This window comes from Vibrio renipiscarius (assembly GCF_000827885.1).
GTDB classification, from domain to species: domain Bacteria; phylum Pseudomonadota; class Gammaproteobacteria; order Enterobacterales; family Vibrionaceae; genus Vibrio; species Vibrio renipiscarius.
The window spans coordinates 71,441-91,092 of sequence record NZ_JTKH01000003.1 but is presented as its reverse complement, the minus strand read 5'-3'; the positions used below and the strand labels follow the sequence as shown (position 1 = coordinate 91,092).

The 19,652-nt window shown below is 46.0% G+C and carries 15 protein-coding genes and 1 pseudogene; 7 read left to right on the top strand and 9 right to left on the bottom strand.

Translation table 11 applies throughout. The features are described from left to right. Nucleotides 1–5 precede the first annotated feature (5 nt). Nucleotides 6–1,236 (bottom strand): annotated as a pseudogene (locus OJ16_RS00695) (NRAMP family divalent metal transporter). Nucleotides 1,237–1,664: 428 nt separating this feature from the next. Between OJ16_RS00695 and OJ16_RS00690 the strand changes: the two are divergent. After that, nucleotides 1,665–2,588: an arginase family protein gene (locus OJ16_RS00690; protein WP_040986393.1), complete on the top strand. Its 924-nt coding sequence runs from the start codon at nucleotides 1,665–1,667 to the stop codon at nucleotides 2,586–2,588. A 76-nt stretch (nucleotides 2,589–2,664) separates the two neighbouring features. Here the strand turns inward: OJ16_RS00690 and OJ16_RS00685 are convergent, their stop codons facing one another. Continuing rightward, entirely contained in the window at nucleotides 2,665–2,898 is a 234-nt protein-coding gene (locus tag OJ16_RS00685; RefSeq protein WP_040986391.1) for a glutaredoxin family protein, read from the bottom strand. A 137-nt stretch (nucleotides 2,899–3,035) separates the two neighbouring features. Between OJ16_RS00685 and OJ16_RS00680 the strand changes: the two genes are divergently transcribed. Then, nucleotides 3,036–3,530, top strand: a complete 495-nt coding sequence (locus OJ16_RS00680; protein ID WP_040986389.1) for a M48 metallopeptidase family protein — start codon at nucleotides 3,036–3,038, stop codon at nucleotides 3,528–3,530. A gap of 10 nt (nucleotides 3,531–3,540) precedes the next feature. Beyond that, nucleotides 3,541–4,677, top strand: coding sequence for a 23S rRNA (adenine(1618)-N(6))-methyltransferase RlmF (rlmF, locus tag OJ16_RS00675; protein WP_040986387.1), 1,137 nt, complete (start codon nucleotides 3,541–3,543; stop codon nucleotides 4,675–4,677). 99 nt (nucleotides 4,678–4,776) lie between these two features. Here rlmF and pilW read toward each other — a convergent pair whose 3' ends face one another. Both pilW and metA read right to left on the bottom strand, forming a co-directional pair. Next, nucleotides 4,777–5,505, bottom strand: coding sequence for a type IV pilus biogenesis/stability protein PilW (gene pilW, locus OJ16_RS00670; protein WP_236688470.1), 729 nt, complete (start codon nucleotides 5,503–5,505; stop codon nucleotides 4,777–4,779). A 157-nt stretch (nucleotides 5,506–5,662) separates the two neighbouring features. Next, nucleotides 5,663–6,604 carry a homoserine O-acetyltransferase MetA gene (gene metA, locus OJ16_RS00665; protein WP_040986385.1) on the bottom strand — a complete coding sequence of 314 codons (942 nt, stop codon included), beginning with the start codon at nucleotides 6,602–6,604 and terminating at the stop codon, nucleotides 5,663–5,665. A 254-nt stretch (nucleotides 6,605–6,858) separates the two neighbouring features. Here metA and OJ16_RS00660 point away from each other — a divergent pair, with 254 nt between their 5' ends. Beyond that, nucleotides 6,859–7,236 carry an ATP-binding protein gene (locus OJ16_RS00660; protein ID WP_040986383.1) on the top strand — a complete coding sequence of 126 codons (378 nt, stop codon included), beginning with the start codon at nucleotides 6,859–6,861 and terminating at the stop codon, nucleotides 7,234–7,236. Between the two features lie 99 nt (nucleotides 7,237–7,335). Here OJ16_RS00660 and OJ16_RS00655 read toward each other — a convergent pair whose 3' ends face one another. From OJ16_RS00655 to OJ16_RS00640, 4 genes are read right to left on the bottom strand one after another with little or no spacing between them, the layout of a single operon-like run. Further along, nucleotides 7,336–8,472 (bottom strand): ABC transporter permease, encoded by a 1,137-nt coding sequence (locus tag OJ16_RS00655; RefSeq protein WP_040986381.1) that lies wholly within the window; start codon nucleotides 8,470–8,472, stop codon nucleotides 7,336–7,338. After that, entirely contained in the window at nucleotides 8,469–9,617 is a 1,149-nt protein-coding gene (locus OJ16_RS00650) for an ABC transporter permease (RefSeq protein WP_040986379.1), read from the bottom strand. The genes OJ16_RS00655 and OJ16_RS00650 overlap by 4 nt, the downstream gene beginning before the upstream one ends. Next, complete coding sequence (locus OJ16_RS00645; protein ID WP_040986377.1) at nucleotides 9,617–10,591, bottom strand: HlyD family secretion protein; 975 nt, start codon at nucleotides 10,589–10,591, stop codon at nucleotides 9,617–9,619. The genes OJ16_RS00650 and OJ16_RS00645 overlap by 1 nt, the downstream gene beginning before the upstream one ends. Before the next feature lie 9 nt (nucleotides 10,592–10,600). Further along, entirely contained in the window at nucleotides 10,601–11,998 is a 1,398-nt protein-coding gene (locus OJ16_RS00640; RefSeq protein ID WP_040986375.1) for a TolC family protein, read from the bottom strand. A gap of 418 nt (nucleotides 11,999–12,416) precedes the next feature. Between OJ16_RS00640 and OJ16_RS00635 the strand changes: the two genes are divergently transcribed. The 3 genes from OJ16_RS00635 to OJ16_RS00625 all read left to right on the top strand — a co-directional run bounded on the left by OJ16_RS00635 (nucleotide 12,417) and on the right by OJ16_RS00625 (nucleotide 17,733). Further along, nucleotides 12,417–15,557 carry an HD domain-containing phosphohydrolase gene (locus tag OJ16_RS00635; protein ID WP_040986372.1) on the top strand — a complete coding sequence of 1,047 codons (3,141 nt, stop codon included), beginning with the start codon at nucleotides 12,417–12,419 and terminating at the stop codon, nucleotides 15,555–15,557. Between the two features lie 338 nt (nucleotides 15,558–15,895). Then, nucleotides 15,896–16,312 (top strand): GNAT family N-acetyltransferase, encoded by a 417-nt coding sequence (locus OJ16_RS00630; RefSeq protein ID WP_040987068.1) that lies wholly within the window; start codon nucleotides 15,896–15,898, stop codon nucleotides 16,310–16,312. Beyond that, nucleotides 16,309–17,733 carry an NUDIX hydrolase gene (locus OJ16_RS00625; protein ID WP_052810430.1) on the top strand — a complete coding sequence of 475 codons (1,425 nt, stop codon included), beginning with the start codon at nucleotides 16,309–16,311 and terminating at the stop codon, nucleotides 17,731–17,733. The genes OJ16_RS00630 and OJ16_RS00625 overlap by 4 nt, the downstream gene beginning before the upstream one ends. Nucleotides 17,734–17,861: 128 nt before the next feature. Here OJ16_RS00625 and OJ16_RS00620 read toward each other — a convergent pair whose 3' ends face one another. Further along, nucleotides 17,862–19,502, bottom strand: a complete 1,641-nt coding sequence (locus OJ16_RS00620; RefSeq protein ID WP_040986370.1) for a methyl-accepting chemotaxis protein — start codon at nucleotides 19,500–19,502, stop codon at nucleotides 17,862–17,864. Nucleotides 19,503–19,652: the final 150 nt, after the last annotated feature.

Here is a 19,652-nt window from a genome sequence, read left to right as displayed (position 1 = left end):
TGAGATTAACCGATAAACTTACTCACGAAGTTACCAATGTTGGTCACACTTGATGCTGCCATTACCACCACAATTGTTGCACCGATTGCCGTTAGGTATACAGGGTGCTTGTATTCACCAATGATGTCTTTGCGACGGGTTGCAGCAAGTACGATACCCAACACGATTGGTAGGATGATGCTGTTCACTAGGCCAGCTAGCATCAACAGTAGAATTGGCATGTTCATGGTCACGGTGCCAAGGCTCGTCACTAGGATGAACGCCACACACCATGCTTTTTCGTTACGCGCTACGGTAGGGAATAGGGTTTTGATTAGTGAGATAGCCATGTAAGAGTTACCCACTACCGAAGTAATCGATGCGACAAACAGAACCAAACCAAAGATGAAGTAACCTGTTTCACCTGCGCCTTGACGGAAAGCATCGGCCGCTGGGTTTGAGCTATCAAGTACAGCACCGGCAGAGATAACACCGAATACCGCTAAGAACAGAAGAATACGAATCACAACCGCGATAGAGATACCTGCCCAAGCCGCTGTTTTGATTGATGGGATGTTTTCTTTGCCTTGTAGGCCAATATCAACCAAACGCTGTGCGCCTGTGTAGTAACCACCAACCGCACCACCTACGATGGTCAGAGTCGGAAGAAGTAGGCTACCAAAGTCAGACGGCATTACCGCTGCGCTCATGGTTTCGCCCATTGGCGGTAGGCTCGTCATCGCCACGTAGGCAATGAGAATAATCATGAACAAACCAAGGTAACGCGCCATTTGGTCCATACGCTTTGACGCGTTGTGGACGACAAACAGTAAACTACCGATTAAGCCAGTAAATAGCGCTCCCCAAGTTGTATCAACGCCGGTAAGAACATTAATACCTAGTGCAGCACCACTGACGTTACCAAAGTTAAAGGCGACGGCGCCAAGCGCAAGCAGAATACCGACTGCGTAGCCCATACCCGGTGCGACTTTGTTTGCAATATCTTGAATGCGTAAGCCAGATACGCCAACAATGCGCCACAAGTTCATCACGATACCGAAGGTGATAAACATCGAAGCGAAAACAGGGAAGGCCATGTCGACTTTGTAGATGTTGGTAAATACTGCAGTTTGCGTAAGGAAACCAGGACCAACAGAAGTGGTCGCCATTAAGAATGGCTACGCTAAGAATTGCTTTAGATTGCCAAGTCGTTTGGCTTTGGATTGAAGCTGGAGCTGAGGTAGTTTGTGTGTTCATGCCGAATCTCAAATTTGTTGTCTCTCTACTTTTAAAAAAATAGAAAGACAACTGACCGAGATCAGCTGAACTTGCGCTGGTAATGCGTTGTAAAACAAGTAATTTTTGAAATCCTTTACTTGCTGGCGGCGGATATTAAAGACCTAGCTCACACTTGTCAACAGTTGTTTTGTATTTAGCGAATATAAATTCAAATTCGCGGTTTTGATCTTGTTTGGCGGTGGCATCAATATGGTGAATCGATAAGCCGATGGTAATAATGAGTTCTCGCTTAGCTCCATCTATAGAACGCCTCAAAACGTGAAGCGAGTCGCTAACGTATCGCTCTTTACTGGCTGAATAACACTGAGCGCGTTATCAAGATTGAAGTAGTCAAAACGACGTACTCAAAAAGCGACACTCAATTCATTCCATTCAGGAGAGCGATTATGGCAAGAGCCTTCGATATTGTCGGTGCCCCCTTTAATCAACTCGGTTGTTATCCAACCAAGAAAAATACCGTTGAGGGATTGCGACGATTAAGCGAAAAATCATCGATGGGTCTGACCGAATGGATGGCAGTGCGAAATCAGCGTTGGGGGGCCGATATTAAAGACCTTGGTGATGTACAACCGACGGAGAAAGTCTTTGATTTGATAGCACAAGAGCAAAAAGAGTCAGCGCTTAAGCACTATTGTGATGAGCTCAAAAGTAAAGTGCTTGAGTCGTATCAAAGTCAACGCATCCCTATCACTATTGGTGGGGATCATTCAATCGCGGTGGGAACGGTTCAAGCGACATTAGATTACTACCAAAAGCAGCAAGGTAAGCGAGTTGCGGTGATTTGGGTTGATGCCCATGCCGATTGTAATAGTAGTCTTGCCAGTAATTTGCATGGTAAGCCACTGGCGTTATTGATGGATAAATATCGGCAAAATGTTTGGCAAGTCGAGCCAGAACTGGTGTTGAAGCCTGACGATATCTACTACGTGGCAGTGCGTGATTTGATGCCTAATGAGCACCAAATGATACAGCGTTATAACATGGTTAATTTCGATATGGCGATGATTGAATCACAGGGCATTGATGGGGTATTACAACAATTACTCAACATAGTTGAACAAAAGTATGACGGCGTTTACTTATCGTTTGATTACGATGCGCTAGACGGTAGTTTATTCCGCGCATGTGCCACGCCGAATGTGGGCGGTTTGACCGCGCGCGAAGCGTTGCATTTGGTTTATGGTATTGCTCAACACTCTAAGTTTGTTGGTGCCGATTTTGTTGAATACCTACCAGAAAAGGACAGTGAAGCGATCTCGAAAGATCTGATGATTAAGCTGATTGATGCCGTGTGGGGGTTCAAATATTAAGCCAGTATAATCATATACCGTCGTACTTTAGCTTATTTAGCTTTTAAATAAACAGCCCACATTAAGTGGGCTTTTGTTAATTCTTACTATTGTACATAGTATCGAAAGTCTTCTGATTCCAGCCAACCATTACTTGATCGCCAATCTTTAGAACAGGGATTGAACGTGCGCCCATGGCTTGGAGTTCCTTACGGCCTCGCTCCATTTTTGCGTTCGTTAACCGGTACATGATTTTTTTAGAATCAAGGTAGCGTTGAGCGTCTTTGCAATGCGGACACTTATCAGCGACGTATAAAACAACTCTTTTCATACTGAGCCTTTTTAAATCAGGGAGGAAGAAATTGGCTGGAGTATAGGCGAATCGCGCGCAAGCGACAATGATTCGAGTGATGCGCGCGAGCAATTGGGGTAAACTTGGCCGGTAATTGATTACGTTGTCGAGTCTCTATGAATCCTGTGTTGCGCTATATCCAAGGTTATCCTGAACATATTCTCACGCCAGTGTCACAAATGCTGGAATCTGGCCGTTTTTGTGCTTGGTTTGAAAAACGTTATCCAGAGCGCCACGCGATTCAAAGTGAAAAAGCGCTGTATGAATACACTATGGCGCTAAAAAACCAATACATGAAGAAAACCTCGCCGCTGAGCAAGGTGGTGTATGACAGCAAGATCCACCTGATCAATAACGCCCTTGGTTTACACACGTATACTGCCAAGGTGCACGGTGGCAAGATCAAATCGAAAAATGAAATTCGCATTGCGAGTATGTTTAAAAATGCCCCAGAGCCATTATTGCGTATGCTGGTGGTGCATGAACTCGCTCATCTAAAAGAGAAAGATCATAACAAGTCTTTTTATCAACTTTGCTGCCATATGGAACCGGAATATCATCAATTAGAGCTGGATGCTCGTTTGTTTATGATCTATCGAGAACTAAAATAACGAATTCGCTATGAGTAAAAATGATACGCCGCGCGCGAAGCGCACCCCAAGAGCCGTTAAGAAATCACCCGCGTCGCCACGTCCGCCAAAAAAAGGCGCAGACAAGGGCATAAAAGGCTTCAAGGGTGAAAAATCCCCGTCGAACATCGTCACCAATATTACCCAATTGAAAGGGCAATCAGGGTTACACAAGCGCAATGTCCATCAAGGTCGTTATGATTTTGAACGCTTGGTGAAAGCCTTGCCAGCATTGTCTAAGCACGTGGTTAAAAATCCAATCGGTGAAGCGACCATCCGCTTTGATGATCCTATTGCGGTGAAGTTACTGAACAAGGCGCTATTGGCTGAACATTACAGTGTCACGCAGTGGGATATTCCTGAAGGGTATTTGTGTCCACCGATCCCAGGTCGAGCGGATTACATACACCGTTTAGCGGATCTGGTGGCATCCGAAGCGCCTAAACTCAATCATAAGCTGATCCGAGCGCTTGATGTGGGGGTTGGAGCGAACTGTATTTACCCGATTGTTGGCGCGACGCAATATGGCTGGCAATGCATTGGTAGTGATGTTGATGCGGTATCGGTTGAAAATTCAAACCGCATTGCCACGGAGAATGCCGTTTTGGCCGGTAAGGTCGAATGTCGTCTACAAAGTGACAGTCGTCATTTCTTCCAAGGCATTATTCAGCCGGGCGAATATTACGACGTCACGACGTGCAATCCGCCGTTTCATAGCTCGTTAGAAGAAGCGCAAAAAGGCACGGAGCGAAAAATCGCCAATCTGAATGCTCACAAAGCGAAGCGGGGGAACGTGAAGCCAACCAAACCACAGGCTTCATCTACGAAATCCGCCACGCTTAACTTTGGTGGTCAAAAAGCAGAATTATGGTGCCCAGGTGGTGAAGCGACGTTTGTTAAAAACCTAGCATTAGAGAGCGCGCAATTCGCCGCGCAAGTCTTGTGGTTTTCAACGCTAATTTCGAAAAAAGACAACGTGAGCTGGCTGTGTAAACAGTTGGAAATCGCGGGGGCCAAACAAGTGACGATCGTTGAAATGAGCCAAGGGCAAAAAATCAGCCGCTTTGTCGCTTGGAGCTTTAAAGACAAAGCTCAGCGTCAAGCTTGGTTAGCATTAAAATCACGATAACGGCTGCGCCTAAAGCCACGCTTAGAGTGGTGGTGGAATAAAAAATGCCTGCAAATTTGCAGGCATTTTTATGTGTGTTTGGTCAGGGTATCGAAACGGTTAGCCTAACGCGGCGAGTTGGTTTAGGTATTTTTCAACCAAACTTTGATTGCCTGCCTTCGCTTCTAAAGCAACCATGAGTTGCAGCGCTTCTCTTTTAACGCCATACATTTGGCTAAACTTCATCAGGCGGATACGAGCGTCGAGCAACTTGTCATGTTCAATTTCGAGTTTGGCTAAATTAAGCGTAGAACGATAGCGTGCAGGCTCATAGTCGATGGCTCTGGCAAAGTAATCCATCGCTTTGAGTTCATCACCAGATTTTAAGGCACAAAACGCGGCGTTTTCATAACTACCGGAGATTTGGTAATAATAAGGCTGTGCGATGGCTTTGTTGAACAGCTCATCGGCTTCTTTATATTCGCCCTGTTTACACAAAAAAGTACCGTAGTTATTCAACACGTTACCATTACTAGGGTGATCGCTTTTCGCCTTTTTATACAATTTCCGTGCTTTGTCGTCTTCACCAACTTGCTCGTAGTAGTGCGCTAGTGATATTTGAGTACGATAGAAGTCGGGCGCATGCTGCATCGCTTTTTCTAAATTCTCGCGGGCTTTACCCATGTTTCCCTGTTGAAGGTAGCCCATCCCCAACGCCAATCGAGCTTCTGCTTTCTCTTGTGGGTTGCTATAGATTTCGGGTTCACTGCTCGTTTCAACCGTAACACAGCCTGATAGCGCTGTGATTGCTAGGGAGGTCAAAAACCACGTTTTCATTTGTTTGTGCATGGGTAATATCCTTTCGTGACACAACAAATTATATGCTGGTGGCCGCAACGATGGTGATTGTCATGAGTTAGATGCGAGCGAAGCGGCATCTAGACAGAAAAAAAGGCCAAATAATATGGCCTTAGTCAGAGTGTTTACCGGTTAGCGGATGATGAATTTAGTCATCTTTAGTAAAGTTAGCTTCACTAAAATGCTCGAGATCGAATGGCGTTTGTTGGTAGACACAGTAATTGAGCCAGTTGGCGAACAATAAGTGCCCATGGCTTCGCCAACTTGCGGGCGCGGGAGTCTCAGGGTCATTATTTGGGTAATAGTTTACGGGAATGACCGGTTCCATCCCTTCATTAAGATCGCGCATGTATTCATTATGCAAAGTATGCGCATCGTATTCAGGATGCCCAGTGACGAAGACGTTACGCTTGTCTTTCGTTGAGGCTAAGTAAACGCCGGCCACGTCGGACGTTGCGAGAATATCGAGATCGGTGTGCTCAGAAAGATATTGAGAAGAAAAATCAGCATATCGAGAGTGGGGCGCTAAAAACTCGTCATCAAACCCACGCAGCAACGGATGAAAAGGCTGCTGCACTTGGTGTCGATAAACACCCGATAGTTTCTCTTTGCGAGTGCGCTTGGGTAAATCATACAGTAACTTTAAACCCGCTTGGGCTGCCCAACACACATACAGCGTTGATGTCACATGCTCTTTCGCCCAACTCATGATGCTTTTTAGATGATCCCAGTAAATCACATCTTCAAATTGGACCAGACCCAGAGGGGCTCCGGTGATGATCATGCCATCAAAATTGCGTTGTTTGACCATTTCAAATTGACGATAGAAGGTATCAAGATGCTGAGTTGGTGTGTTTTTACTTGGGCGATTATCAATGCGCAACAACTCGATATCGACTTGTAGTGGGCTATTCGACAACAGGCGTAAAAATTGCGTTTCCGTCTCGATTTTTTTCGGCATGAGATTGAGGATGAGCACCCTCAACGGACGAATGTTCTGTGTGGCAGCACGCGTTTCCGGCATCACGAAGATGTTTTCTTGTCGTAACACATCTGACGCGGGTAATTGATCGGGGATCCTAATCGGCACAGCTTTCTCCCTAAAGCAGCTTTAGACGTCTATACATCCAAACTTACCTGAATCAATTTGAGATGTCGATAACAAATTTAAGTCTCCCCGTCCTGCTTGCTGTTGCAGCATTGTTGACTGACACTCTCAAACCTCATCACATAGCGCATCTATGCTCAGAGGCTTTGCTCGCTTGTCGCCTATCTGCCTCTCTAAGTGGTTTGAGTGTATAATTGCCGGCAATGCCCCTCTAAATCACAAGTTTAAATCACGACATGCCTAAATTAACGCTTATTCGGGGTTTACCCGGTTCGGGAAAGAGCACTTTGGCGAGTACTTATCATGCTGCGCATTTTGAAGCCGACATGTACTTTGCTTTGGCGACAGGCCAGTATCAATTTGACCCTCTGCAATTAGAACAAGCGCATAAATGGTGCCAAGAGCAAACGGAGCATGCCTTGCGAAAAGGGCAAGATGTGGTGGTCTCAAATACTTTTGTTCGTCGCTGGGAGATCAAGCCGTATTTTGAGATGGCGAAAAAACTCAAAGCGACGTTTGAAGTCATTGAATGCACAGGCGGATTTCAGAATATCCATGGGGTGTCACCTGCGGTCATCGATAAGATGCGCAGCCGCTGGCAATCGTGGAAATAGCTGCGCGAAAACATGAAAGAGCGGCTTATTCACCTCGCTTTCATGTCTTCACGGTTTGAGTTGATACTGCTCTAGCTTATGGTTTTTCGGGTTGCTGATTTAGCGAACTTTTTTGTTTGCTCTGTGCATCGACCAAACGGCCAAACCAAACCAAGCAACGGCTTGCAACCAAAGCTGAGTAAAGTGCGGTGCGACTTGTTGCCAATCCGCCCCCATTTGGTTAAGCGCCAAGAAGCCTTGTATCGCGGGTGTGCTTGGAAAGAGATTTGCCAACCAAAGCACAAGGGCAGGGATAGATTGAGTCGGCCAAATGAAACCGGCGCTAAATATCAATGGCATTGAGCTGATGAGCACCACGAGTGTGACTAATTCACGACGCGGTAATAGCTGCCCCAACCAAATTCCGATAGCCGTGGTGGCAATCAAAAACGGCAGTAGCATTGCGAGTAGTTGGCCGATAGAGGCGAGCTGATTGACGCCGTACAGACTAAAGCTGGAACCGAAGTAGTACATGCTAAGTAGGTAATAAATCATCACCAAGATAGCGGTGCGAACACTGATCAGCTTAAGTGCTGTCGTGCGGCTCCAATACCCTTTCCCGTGTTTTTGTGTGCCCCCGAGCAAGCCTGTAGCCATCGCGAGTGTTTGCTGTAGGATCAGAACAAAAACCGCTGGTACAACATAGTCGATATAACCCATACGCGGGTTAAACGTTGGTTTCATGTTGAGTTGACTCGGTGCGTATTGGTTCATCGCTTCTTCAATCGGCGTCCCTTCAAGAACCAACTTACTGACGGTTGATTTGGCCGCCAGCGTGCCGCCAGCTTGAGCTAACCCTTCAACGATTGTGCCGTAGACCAAGAAATAGGAAGCATCGCCAGCATAAGCGAGTGTTGGGCTTTTACCCATCAACAGATCTTTGTAGAAGTGCTCTGGGATCACTAAAATACCGCTGACATCCCCGTTTAAGAACGCTTGTTTGGCGCCGATGATAGAGCTGTCTCTACGCACAATGTTGACTTGAGGTGTGGCATCAACCATGCGTTCCAGCTGATAGCTGGTTTGACTGAGGTCTAAATTTACCACCGTGATTTTTTGCTCAAGTGGGGTCTGATGGCTATAGGGTAATGGGTATAAGAAGGAGTAGAAAACGACACCCCCAAATACGGTTAACATCACCACAGGGTTGGTTAGCAGCGCTTTTAGCTCCGCCTGAATTAATGACCAAAGATTCATACCGTTTGCTCCTGCTTTAAATGCTTTTTCACCAGTACAAGCGTGAGCATTAGTGGCAGGGCATAGCCAAGCATCGGTAAAAGTTCGTGGATCGCGACAGGCCACGGTTCTCCGTAGCTGACTTGGTTGACTTGCAATTCAATGTAGTGGCTGATGGGCAACAAACTCCGCCAGAATTGCGCCAAGCTGTTCATGTCAGTGACTGGAAAGGTTATCCCCATAAAGGCAAAACTCGGTGCCGTAAATGCCCCCGCGAAACTCATTGCGCGAGCCGGATCGAGTGTCATAAAAAAGAAGAAACTTCCCATGATCATGCACGCTATCGCGGTGACGAGTTGACCGACCACGAGCAGCACTAAGCTACCGTTCATGGGCCATTTCAAGCCGATATAAAACCAGCATAAAAAGGCAAAGCCTTGCAGAACGAAAACCGGCAAGTAGGGCGCTAACGTGCTTAAGATTTGTTTCGCCGGATGGTCACTTAGCCAAGGTTGTAAACCGCGCATGCGGTGATTGGCGGTCAGAATCAAAATCGTGCTCACGACCACAACGATTTGCCACAGTGCGGGCACTACCGCGGACACTAAAAACTGCGCATAATTACTGTTTTTATTAAACAGTGGCGTAATTTGCGTACGAATAGGCACGGCGCTCGCCATCGCGCTGGTAATGGTTTGATTACCCTGCGCCAGGTTTTGCATGGTGGTGACTTGAGCGTTAAATGTGCCTTGTGCTTGTAAAAAGGCCGAATTCATTAACTTACCAATCAGGATGGTTTGGCTGTTATAAAATACCGACACACGTGGCATTAGGCCTTTGTATACGTCGCGATCAAAGTGGCTAGGGATCACCGCATAAGCGTAGATTTCGCCTTGCACCAACGCTTGTTTGGCCTGTTCAACACTTTGCAGCTGCTGAGTGACGGCCATACTTGAGGTGGCATCGTAGTAGCGCGTTAAGGTTTGAGACATCTCGCTATGAGAAAGGTCCACCACGGCAATCGGCAAGTCGCGAGCGATCCCATGCGAGAAAACGGCCCAAATTGACAGCGCAAGAGCGATCGGCAGCCATGTTAGGCAGGAGAGCAGCCAGCCGTCCCGCCGAACAATTTGCCATTGGCTGATAGAATGTGAATCAGTTGTCATTACAATTCAACCGCTACGCTCATGCCCATACGCAGTTCTGGTTCCGCCTTTGTTGGGCGAGCTTCAACTTCAAAGGTTCTTAAATCAAACCCTTGAGAAGCATCGGTAGAACGCCATGTCGCAAAATCACCCATGACCGCAATGTGGGTAACAGTAAACTCGATATTTTTATCTAAAGCGGGTAGGTATGCGTTAAAGGTTGCGCCTTTTTTGAAGTGTTTGAGCCAATCTTCACGAACGTTCAACACCGCCCATGAGTCTTGTCTATCCACCACGGTGACAACAGGGAAGCCCTGTGGTGCTAATTCACCACTTTGGAGTAATACTTGTGATACTTCACCATCAAACCAGCTGTTTACTTGAGTGTCTGCGGCAAAGGCTTCAACTTCAGCAACCGCACCTGCTGCCATGCGTGCTTTTTGCGCGGCAGCAACCTTGGTTTCATCGCGAACGCCTTCTTGTGCCATCTGGTACATTTGGAAAGCGGCACTTTGGGTGTATTTCGCGGCTTGCCATTGAGTGTGTGCTTCATCGCGCTTTTGCTCTGCGACAACACCATCGTTATACAGGTTATTGACGCGAAGGTAGGTTTTTTCAGCAAGATCTTCGGCTGCGCTGGCTTTTTTCCATTGATCTTTTGCGGCTTGAATTTGCTGGCTACGAGCGCCTTTTTCGGCTTCTTTCGCCAGAGCATCCGCCGCTTTTTCACCGGCTTTCGCTTGTGCTAATTTCGCTTCTATTTCAGGGCTGTGAATGGTGAAAATTAGCTGATCTTTAGTGACGGCGTCACCTTTGCGGACCAGTACTTGGTCTATACGCCCAGCCACTTTGGAAGAGATACTGTATTGCTGAGATTCGATCTGACCTTGCAGATGAATCGGTTTTGGTTGGTAGGCTTGATAGAAGCTGTAACCAACCCAAGAAGCCAGAGCAATTGCCGCTGCGGAAAGTACGAGAGTTTTTTTATTGTTCATGTCTGTTCCTTACAGGCTTTGAGTCGCGATGGCAGTATGCTGATATTGAGGAAAACTGTTCATTTGATTGGATAAGGCCAATAGTTTCGCAAGGGAAATGAGATAATTAAAGCTGGCCGCCGCGCGCTGTGTCTGAATGCTAGCAAGGTAAAGCTGTGCATCGACTACGTCGGTTGAGGTAGACAGACCTTGAGAGAAACCTTTGTCGCGTAATTTAAGATTTTCTTGAGCTAAATCGAGGCTAGAGGCAAGGCCGAGCACTTCTTCTTGTGCCTGTTGGGCTTCGAGATAGGTCTTTTTCACCAGAACGGAGAGATCTTGTTTGGCTTGTGCTTTGAGATATTTGACCTGATTGACGGCGCTGTGTGCCGCTTTGACTTGTTCGCTACGGCCGCTGTTATCAATAAGGGGAACACTCACGCCAACGCCCACTAACCAATCGGGTTTCATTTGGCTTGCCAGTGAATCATCTTCATGCAGGCTATAGTCACCATATAGGTAAACTTCTGGGTAGTATTTACCTTGTTCCGCTTTGATCAAACTGTCGGCTTGTTTTTCTTTTGCATCGAGTAAATCGAGACCAGGATAGGTGGCAAGGGTTTGATCAACAAACGCACTCAGTGGCGGTAAGTTAGGGTTTATAAACAGACGATCGCGTGGTTCTACTTGCGTCGTTTGATTGAGTATTTCGCTCAATGCTGATTGAGCAATGATGAGCGTTTTTTGCGCCTTTTTACGCTCAACGGTGGCTTTGTCTAACGCGGCTTCCGCTTGCAAACGTTCAACACGGGCAATTTGGCCTTGCTGCTCAAGTTTGAGGGCGTTATTACGATGCTTCGTTAACCCATTTTCAACTAATAGGCGCGTGTTAACCACTTCTTCGGCCAATAAAACACTGAAATAGTATTTGCTGAGATCTTCGTAACGAGCCTGAGTTTCCATCGCCAACTGGCTGATCGCTTCATCCGTTTTTCCTTCCGCAGCGCTTTGAGCGGCGCTGATACGCCCGCCGGTAAATATAGGCCAAATAGCACGAATAGAAGAGGTGAACACATCACGTTCAGAAATGGTGGATGTGACGGCACCTAGTTGAGATGCAATCTGCCCTGCGATAGGTGGAAGAGCGGGTAGGTGCGCTCCGGTGCTATCAAACAGCTGTTTTCCTGACACGGTAACATCTTGATCGAGACGGGTGTAATTCGCCCCAATGGTTACGTTAGGCAAGTTAAGGCTATCACTGGCATCTTGCAGATGTTGGTATCGTTCAAGATTGGCACGCTGGGCGGCAATGGAGTTGTTGTCTTTTTGGAGTAATAGCCATGCTTCATCAAAACTGATTTCGGCACTATGTGCCAGTGGTGCCAAGGCGATACAGCTAATTAGCATTGAAAGGGAACGCAATTTCATGGCAAATGCTCGGGAAAATAATTTAGAGTATATACTCTAAATTGGTAGGCATCAATGTGTATAGTGCGACATGTTTGCATAAATGTGAGGCTTTTGTTGCACTTATGGATGAATGATACCGGCTGGAATACTAAACTTTTGTCGACAAGTTGAATACTAGCTTAGTGTTATATGTTGAAGGCCATTCTAACTAGGATGATCAAACCCGTTCTACTTGAAGTTGCAGCGGTGTTGACTGGCGCTCTCAAACCTCAACGCATACGCATCTATGCTCAGAGGTTTTGTTCGCTTGTCGCTTACCTGCCTCTTCACGTTGTTTGGGTATAGAGGGGCGCAACAGGCTTAACATTATAAAAATAAAGATAAGATCAATAAAAATGACTTACCGGATTGATGCCAAAGGAGGGCAAAAATCACGATGAAGAGTTCGTCAAAAAAAGCTAGAAAATTTTCTATTCGCTTCACTGTCGGTAGTATGTTTCTTTTTGCTACTGTGTTTACCGCTATATTCGCCATTAGCTTGCAATACTACTTTAGTCGGCAGATGACGGAAGAACATGTGTTGTCTAAATTGACCATCGCCAGTTCTGAAATCAGTGACTATATTCAGCAAATTGATGTCAATGCCACCAGCAGTGCGCAGATACTCCGCACGGTTTCGACGGCGGCAGAAAAGCAGTTTAGTGAGAAAGAAATACGCGATATTTTTATTCAAGTACTGACAGATAACCCTCTGTTTTATAGCCTTTACTACGGTAATGATGAAGAATATTTTTATCAAATCATTAATTTAGAATCCTCGCCGATTGTTCGAGAGCGAATCGACGCCATTGAGCACGATCGCTGGGCTATTATTAAGATCAAGGGGTCAGGCGCAGAGCGCATTCGCACCACTGAGTATTACAGCGATACGCTCAAACGCACTCGAATCAAGTCGGAACAAAGCAATTATTTCCCATCTCAACGCCCTTGGTATGGTTCTGCAACCAAGGATAACGTCTTTAAAACTGATCCATACTTGTTTAAGCATCTCAAAATCACCGGCCAGACGTATTCTATCCGCAGTAAACATTCTGTGATTGGTGTCGACATCGTTTTGTCATCGCTCAGTTCAAAGATCAGCGCGGATGCCAAAGGGATATATGGTGGAGACGGCATCGAAGCCTTTCTGTTTAATCATAACGGTGAGGTAATCGCTACAAATCTAGAGCAGCAGGCAACCGCGAGCGTTCCTGCCGGTGTTCGGATGGCATTAAGCGATGAACAAATTCGCGACGTACAACATGCGGCACCAATCAAAGTCTCTAATCAAAACAATTGGGGACCGTATGATTTTGCACAAGCTGGCGAGCCGAAAGGGTATTCAATTGATCAACTCAATATTGTGTCGCAAATGACCGGCTTACGATTTGAGTTCGTGAATGGCTTCACCACTCAAGATCTCGTCAATAAATTCAATCAAGGCGATTTGGGTATTATTCATTCGCTTGCCGCCGAACATCCACTGAATCATTCAGGAAAGGGGGTGAAAATGTATTCGGCGCCCCTTGGTGTAGCCGCCCTAAAAGGGACAAGCATACCCAACACGATGATTGAGTTACAGCAAGGTACGATTGCGGTGATTGAGGGGCGTGGTGTTGAGCAAGTGATTAAAAACCTCATGCCCACAGTGAAGATTCAACCGGTAGTGCGTTTTGAGCAGGCGAAATCCCTGTTGTTAGAAGGCAAGGTTGATTTTGTTGTTGATAGCTATTTCGCGCTGAATGAAATGAAAAGTGCCGCCACTTCGGATGCGATTCATGTCGGCACACTCAGCGAGCTGAATCAGGTCCCTTTCCATCTCTATACGTCACAAGACCACGCGCATTTATTGCCGATGATAGAGCAGGCGATCAATCAATTTACCCCGGCGCAGAATAACGCCCTGACGGTTAAATGGCTGGATGAAAGCGTCTCGAAAGCCGGGTTCTTGCCTTATCCTGAACTCTACAATTTGTCGCTTCGCCCAACACAGCATCACCAAATGATTCCCTCAGAGAGTGGCAAGCACTTTCTGTATGTGACGCCGGTGTCCAATAGTGGGGCGCAAGAATATTTTGCAGTTGTCGTCCCCACACATGTGATTACTAAGCAAGTGGTTGAGCGCTTAATGACCTCAATCAGTATTACGATTTGCGTGATGTTACTATTGCTCCCAATCGCGTGGGTATTTGGTTCGCCGATAGTGCGACCAATCAGCCAATTAAGACGAGAAACTTTGCGCATCAAACAACGCAAGTTCAATCAAGTGCGCTTGGTGGATACTCGCATTAAAGAAGTGCATGAACTGTCCTTGTCGATGATCGAAATGGCGAGTGAGATAGAACGCCATCAAAATGAACGAGAGGCATTCATTGACGCATTTATTTGCCTTATCGCCCAAGCCATCGATGATAAATCCCCTTATACGGCTGGCCACTGTAACCGTGTGCCTGAGCTGGGAATGATGTTGGCTAAAATTGCCGAAGACACGAACTCGGGTCAATACAAAGATTTTCGTTTTAAAAACGAAGATGAGCGTCGAGAATTTAGAATCGCTGCGTGGTTGCATGATTGCGGTAAGATCACCACGCCGGAACACGTGGTGGATAAGGGCACCAAACTTGAGGCGAACTATAACCGTATCCATGAGGTGCGCACACGCTTTGAAGTGTTGTGGCGCGATGCGGAAATTGAGTATTTACGGTCATTATTGGATGGCAGTAGCGATAAAGCGACGGCGTTTGAAAGATTGCACAGTCGTCAATCAGAGCTTAAACAGGACTTTGAATTTATCGCCAAAGCCAATGTGGGTGGCGAATTTATGAGTGACGATAAGATCGAACGTGTGAAGCTCATCGCCAAGCAAACTTGGTTACGCCATTTTGATAATCGACTTGGCTTGTCGCCTTTTGAAGAGTTGAGATCATCGCCTGAGCATAATGCGTTGCCAGTGCAAGAAATGTTATTGGCCGACAAGGAAGAGCACATTACACATCGCGTGCGCGAAATCGAGTTTGATGAAAAATACGGTATTCAAATGGATGTTCCTGAGTATCAATATAATTATGGTGAAGTGTATAATTTGACCATTTCGCGGGGAACGTTGACGGCGGAAGATCGATTCAAGATCAATGAGCACATGATCAGTGGCATTAAGATGCTAGAAGCGTTGCCATTTCCACCTGAGTTATCAAACGTGCCTCGTTTCGCGTCCACTCACCATGAAACGATGGATGGAAAAGGGTATCCGAGAAAGCTGAGCGCCGTTGATTTGTCGATTCCGGAGAGAATTTTGGTTATTGCCGACATATTTGAAGCGCTAACCGCGGCTGACCGACCGTACAAGAAGGCGAAGCCGCTGAGTGTTGCGATAGACATCATGCATAAGATGGCACTGGATAAACATATCGATGAAGATCTCTTTTTGTTGTTCTTAACCAGCGGTGGCTTTCAGCAATATGCGGAGCAGTATTTACCGCCAAAACAAATCGATCATGTCGATATTGCTCAATATATAAATCGTCCAGAGTTTGCTTAGCATTACTGTGAACGAGGGAGTAAAAGGAGTGCTTGTCACTCCTTTTTTATGTCGCTAGATGTCAGTCAATCGCGGTAAATCCGTAAGACGGCGGGGTATTAACCTTGATGGCTCTGTTCGTATCGCTTTGTTTGTCTTCGTTCTCATGTGTTCGTTCGTATGTCTTCGTTCGCATAGTCAGATTCGATTGTAAGATTTGGCGTCAATATTCGCTGTTTTGATTGATTGTCCTGCGCCTTCCGAGCAAACTGTGGGCATCTTTTCTCTTATTGTTAGATAGTCTTGTGTTCAATATCCTTTCTGCGCGTGATAGCGACCTTCCAGAGCTCGACGTATTGATGTATGAATTGCATCATGAGCACCATTTACAAGCCCCAGACAGTTTTAAAACAGCCGAAGAAATTGAACAAGAAAAGAGCATTGCTCGCTATCTTGATGATCCGGAATGCTTGGTCTTTGTGGCCAAAAAAAACGAGAAAATCGTTGGGTTTATTACGGGGCATTTCTGTGAACTCGTTTCAACCGTCAGTAAGCCTATTCAGATGGGCAGTATTGATGAGTTATACGTTGCGCCTGAATATCGAAAACAGCGCATCGCTCAGCAACTCTATTCCACGCTTGAGCAGCGTTTTCAGGAGTATGGTGTAAAAGAAGTCTTTGTTGAGGTGTGGCATTTTAACCAAAGCGCAAGCCAGTTTTATACCAACTCTGGTTTTGGCCATCACATTCATTGGTTAAGAAAGGTGATTCGATGAACGCTCGTATTGCCCTCAAGTTCGCCTGTTTATGGGCGCTTTTTATTGCTGTGGTATTCAGTAGTTTTTCTTCTTTCGCCCAACCGAAAGGGGCGGTTTGTATTATCAATGCCGATAATCAAATTGTCGTGGTGGATGAAATTCTGACGGGGAAAGTCTCGCTGCCGGCGGGCACTATTGCGGATGATGAGCCTCCTCAAGATGCCGCACAACGTGAAGCGTGGGAAGAGACAGGGCTGGTCGTCTCCGTTGAACGTGAATTAGGCCGCAGTGAAAAGGCGATCTATTATCAGTGTGTGTCTAATTCCGACATCATCGTATTTGCTCAGCAGGATAACCAGGGCAGTCGCACATTGCCTAACTGGTTTGCTCCGCATTATGGAATCGAAGTTTCGGGCGCTCGCCTGATTGACCCTGCGCGACTCGATGCGGCTGAGTATCGTTATCCACAACAGTGGTCTTATGTTGAGGAACTGTTTAAACAAACATCGGCTCAGCCGGTAAGCTATGTGAATAATCTTTTTGATGCGACTTCTCGCTACCATCAAGTAGAGCTGAATAGCCTGTTGGCACTGCAACTATGGGTGAATAATCTCCCAAGTAGCGTCAGCCGTTTTGTCGATAGTTTCCTTTTAACGGGTTTGGTCTTTACCTCTAGTTGGTGGCTCATTTTCCTTTTGCCCGTCTGTTACCGTTACTTGGATCGAGATTTCACGCTTAAGCTCCTTTTTACTTTAATGATGACGACTCTGCTTGTTCAAATTGGTCAACAAGGCTTTGCACAACCAAGACCTTATGCTTTCTTACCGCTCTTAAATCGAGCGAGTGAAGTCGGATTTGGATTACCCAATTTGGCGTTAGCTCTGTGGGTGGCATCGGCGACAATGTTGATGAAAAAGAGCCATTTTCTGGGCTGGAATAAAGTGTCGTTGGTCGTGATCGTGGTACTGGTGTGGATGACTCTAGGCCTGTATTACAGCGGTAGTGCCTTTATTCTTGATGGTGTCTCTGGCGGTATCGTGGGCTTATTGACTGCTTGGCATATGATGCGTTTAGATCAAAAGCTTGGCCAAGACAGTGATGGACTATTTCATCGCAAGGGCGTTTGGTGGTTGCTGGTCGTTGGTTATGTTGTGGTGTTACTTTGGTGGCAAACCCCAACGTTGTTAAGCCTTGTGCTATCGCTGGTGGTCATTGCTTTGTTACAAGGCAACCTTCCACAGAAGATGGATACACGTTCAATGATGACGGTGATGTTGGGATTGCTGGTCACGAGCGGTGTGATGTTTGCCCTTCATGGGCAGGTGAGTGATAGCAACGGTTCTGCATTGGTGGTGAAGAGTTTACAGTGGCCAGTCATGATTTTGGTATCGGCGATGTCTTTGATACTGAATAAAACCAAAGCCAAAACCAACCCATAAAACCAAGACTAAGCCAAAGCCTAACATCGTTAGGCTGTGGCATGTTTCATCAGTAAAAGGCCATTATGCTTTTACTTGTCTATCTCATCTTATCTCATCTCATTTTGTCGATTAGATGAGATAGACCGTTAACACTTAAACTGAGACACCAGGTGGTCGAGTTGCTCGCTCTGTTGGTTGAGCGTCTCAATGTTACGTTCAGCTTGCTGCACGACAGAGACGACGGCTGAGCTGTTGGTCGCAATACGGACAATGTTTTCAGTCACTTGTTCGCTGACTTCACTTTGTTGTACTGCCGCTGCCGCGATGTGAGTATTCATATCACTCATGCTCGCAATTGCCGTGAGAATGGCTTGCAATGATTGGCTTGCTTGACCGGCTGATTCGATAGTACTCGCGCTGCTATGACGACTTGATTCCATCACGTTTACCGCTTTTTGTGCGCCAAGTTGTAGCTTCTCAATCATAGCGTGGATCTCTCCAGTGCTTTGCTGTGTGCGGCTAGCGAGAGATCGCACTTCATCGGCCACAACGGCAAATCCACGACCTTGCTCTCCGGCACGAGCCGCTTCGATTGCGGCATTCAACGCCAATAAATTGGTTTGATCGGCGATGCCTCTAATGACATCAAGAACAGAGGCAATGTTGCCTACATCAGAGTCTAAGTTGTGGATGACGCTGCTGGCTTCTTCAATATCGGTCGCGAGCGTACGAATTGAGTTTACGGTTTGATCAAGAGTGTGATTGGCTGATTGAACTTCTAGATTTGCATTTTGACTTGCGTTGGCCGCCTCACTTGCGTTGTTGCTGACGACCGCACTGGTTACTTGCATTTCATTCACAGCGGTCGACACCATTTCACTTTCTTGTTGCTGTAAAATTGTTTGTGAACCAATCGTTTGGGAAACGCTGTTTAGACTGGTGAGCTCGGCTCTAACGGATTGGTTAGTGGTAATCACTTGTTGAATCGTGGTTCTAATTTTACTCACAAACTGGTTGAAGCTGTTCGCGAGTTGCCCAATTTCATCGTTAGATTTTGATTCAATCGTTTGATTCAAGTTACCTTCGCCTGATGCAATCTCACTCATCGCCAGTTGGATATCTTCAATGGGCTTAACAATGACGCGAATCAAAATAAAACCGGTGGCAATGGCGAGCAAAATAACGGCAAGTGTCCCTAACTCGATAACCAACTCCGCTTTTACCGTGGCTTCCTTGATCTCATCTTGTATTTGTAGCTTTCTTGCTTCAACAAGATCTTTTACGGTATTTAATTGCTGACGCGTGGCGACAAATTGCTTTTCATACAATGCCTTGTTCGCTTGATAGATAGGTAGCCACTGAGATTCAGGGTTGGACAATAATTGTTCATAGCTATTAAGCCATTGATTTCCTTTATCCACTAACGCTGTGATGGCATTGGATGCGGTTGGAGGTAATTGGCCTGTGTCGACAACATTATGTATTTTTCCCATCCTCGGAATGGCTTTGTAGGCATTGTCTTCGTACTCGAAAAGATGGTAATCAGTATCTTTTTGATTGCCATCGGCAAGTGCGATGCCTTGTATTGCCGATGTGGCTTGGTAAAGATCACGGTAAGCGTCTTCCATCGTCAAAAGTGCAGGCATAATGATTTCGTTTAACTCACTGGTGAGTCGAGTCTGTTGTTTCGAGATTACGACGTTAATAATCGAGCTAACAGAAAAGAGCACGATGATGCCAATGAGAGGGAAAGTGATCTTTTGTTTTACTGTAAGGTTGCGCAACATTTTGTTTCCTAAAATAAAAATAGCTTGAGCAACATAATTGTAACGCGTTTAAATAATAGAATCTCGTAGGGTAAAACCCCTTTCTTGCAACTAATATTGATGGTAACAATTAATATTCATTATTGGTGATAATTATTTTGAAATGCATCA